Source organism: Streptomyces phytophilus (genome assembly GCF_013870535.1).
Taxonomy (GTDB): domain Bacteria; phylum Actinomycetota; class Actinomycetes; order Streptomycetales; family Streptomycetaceae; genus Streptomyces; species Streptomyces phytophilus.
This window is the reverse complement of sequence record NZ_JACBXC010000923.1, coordinates 1-2,462: the sequence shown is the minus strand read 5'-3', so window position 1 is coordinate 2,462 and position 2,462 is coordinate 1. Positions and strand designations below refer to the sequence as shown.

Sequence of the window (2,462 nt, the reverse complement as noted above, 5' to 3'; positions counted from 1 at the left end):
GCCGATCCTCGGGTCCGCGCCGACGTCCTTCTCCGGGACGGCGAAGACCGTGAGCACGTCCCAGGGGCTGTCGCAGGTCTCGTACGTCGTCGTGCCGGTCAGCCGCGCGGCGTAGCCGGTGTTCTCGGCGTACGTCAGCACCGCGCCCTCGGCGCTGGTGCACCCGCTGCTCCAGCTCGTGGCGACCAGCGCCTGCGCGTCCAGATCGTGTGCGAGCAGCTTGTCCCGCAGCCTGGCACCGATGCTCTCCTGCGGGAACCAGCCGGCGAACGCCTGCACGTCCGCCGGCGTCCGCAGCATCGTGCTGACCGGCGCGAGCCCGTGGCCCTGCTCGAAGTGCACGGTCTTCACCCCGGGCACCACCGCGCCGTCGACGCCGCCGGGGCCGGACACGCGCGAGCCGTCCGAGCCCTCCACCGCCCACCACACGTAACCCGCGAGCAGCGCCCCCACCACGACCGCCGCCGTGATCCACCACGTGCTGGCGCGCAGCCGTGCGCCCGCCGGATCCCCCGCCATGCCGTTCCCCCGTCGCTCCCCCTGCACACTTCTTCGACGGCACCCCGCCCCGCGCGGTTCCGGCGTCCCCCGGACGGGTGGATGCGGAACCTCTGCGTCCTGCGGGGGCGTTGAGAGACTGACCGCGGCACCGCGGTCTTCGGTGCGATGACCGGAACCGACAAGTCGGGCGGCATGCCCGCAACCCGAGGTGGCATTCAGTGTCGATGTTTGATCGGATCAAGGACCAGGCCAAGGGCCTTCAGCAATCCCGGGGCGGCGGAGCGCGGTCCGGCGGCCAGGGCTCCGGCTCGTCGGGCTCGGGCGGTGGTTCCAAGGCCCAGCTCGTGAGCATGTTCAAGTCGCAGCTCAGCTCGATGAAGACGGAGCTGAAGAGCGGCGCGTACCGGGACGCCAGCATGGCGGTGTGCGCGCTCGTGGCAGCCGCGGACGGGCACGTGCACCCCGCCGAGCGGGAGCGCATGGACTCGCTGATCGTGAGCAACGACGTGCTGCAGAACTTCCCGCCGGAGCAGCTGCGCCAGCGCTTCACCAAGCATCTCGACCGGCTCACGGTCGACTTCCAGCAGGGCAAGGCGGAGGCGCTGCAGGAGATCGCCAAGGCCAAGAAGAAGCCGGCGGAGGCGCGGGCGGTGATCCAGACCGCGTTCGTCATCGCGAGCGCGGACGGCCACGTCGACCCGGCCGAGCAGCAGGTGATCCGCGAGGCGTGCTCGGTGCTCGGTCTGCCGCCCTCGGAGTTCGGCATCTGAGCCCGGACCTGCCGTGGTCCGCGTGCCCCGTACGCCCGTTGCGGGCGGCCGGGGCACGCGGTGCGCTCAGCCCGCGGCGAAGCGGGCCCGCCACAGGTCGCGCAGCAGCGCGATCTCGGCCATGTGGTGGATGAACTCCAGGTTGCCCGCCCACAGCACGTCGACGTAGCGCTCGTCGGGATCGGAGGCGTACGGGTACTGCGAGAAGCCGACGGTGTCCAACTGCTCCTCGGTGACGGCGGCGACGCTGTCGCGCCAGCGGTCGACGGCCTCCCAGAACCGCGCGACGGCCGGCTCGGCGAAGGGCGTGAAGTCGACCAGCAGCCGGGGGTCCCGCCGCCGCTCGCCGAAGGTCCACTCCCAGCCGCCGGCGAAGCCCGAGTGCAGGTGCCCCAGCCGCCACGCGATGGTGGTGACCGGGGCTCGTCGGGCTCCAGCGGGCCGGTGTGGGCGAGGACTTCGCGGACCCGCTCGACGCTCACGTCCCAGTCCCGGGCGACCTTCTCGACGGACATGCCCCCGGCGACGTCCTCGGCGACCCCGGCGTACTCGCTGTGGGGGATGTCCGCCGCGCCCTTGTCGAGGACCCACTCCCCCGGCCCGTACGCCCGGGGCGTCGTCGCCTCCGACCGGCGCCGGACCGACCAGCAGCCGGGCACCGGCTCCCAGCGGAACTCCTCGTCGCCGAGCCCGGCGAGCCGCAGCCCGGCCGCCTGTCTGGCCATGTCGAACTGGTCCAGCAGCAGACCCAACCGCCCGCTCGCCGCCCGCCCTTCAGCCATCCCCGTCTCCCTCCGCGGCCGCGGGTCCCGCGGCGACGCCCTGCGGAGGCCCGCGGGCGCCGCCCGCGGGGAGCGACCGGATTTCCCCCGGGGGGGTCAGCCGCGGTACGCCTCCAGCAGCCGCAGCCACACCTCGCTGATCGTCGGGTACGACGGGACCGCGTGCCACAGCCGGCCCACCGGGACCTGCCCCGCGACCGCGACGGTCGCCGAGTGGATCAGCTCCCCCACCCCCGGCCCGACGAACGTGACGCCGCGCAGGATCTCCTCGTCCAGGTCGACGACCATGCGCGCGCGCCCGCGGTAGCCGTCCGCGAACAGGCCCGCGCCCGCGACCGAGCCCATCTCGACGTCCACCGCGCGCACCCGGTGGCCGGCCCGTTCCGCCTCGGCCAGCGACATCCCGACG

Annotated in this window: 2 protein-coding genes and 2 pseudogenes; 1 reads left to right on the top strand and 3 read right to left on the bottom strand. The window is 73.8% G+C overall.

From position 1 onward, the window contains the following. Window positions 1-519, bottom strand: a pseudogene (locus H5J30_RS27225) (hypothetical protein); the annotation flags it as partial. A 200-nt stretch (window positions 520-719) separates the two neighbouring features. Between H5J30_RS27225 and H5J30_RS27220 the strand changes: the two are divergent. Next, on the top strand, window positions 720-1,271 hold the full coding sequence (locus tag H5J30_RS27220; protein ID WP_181789967.1) for a tellurite resistance TerB family protein: 552 nt from the start codon (window positions 720-722) through the stop codon (window positions 1,269-1,271). Between the two features lie 66 nt (window positions 1,272-1,337). On the opposite strand, the pseudogene H5J30_RS27215 reads toward H5J30_RS27220, so the two are convergent. Continuing rightward, window positions 1,338-2,053 (bottom strand): annotated as a pseudogene (locus tag H5J30_RS27215) (DinB family protein). A 96-nt stretch (window positions 2,054-2,149) separates the two neighbouring features. Next, window positions 2,150-2,462 (bottom strand): oxidoreductase dimerization domain-containing protein (locus H5J30_RS27210; RefSeq protein ID WP_508470819.1); only part of this gene is annotated, 313 nt, incomplete at its 5' end.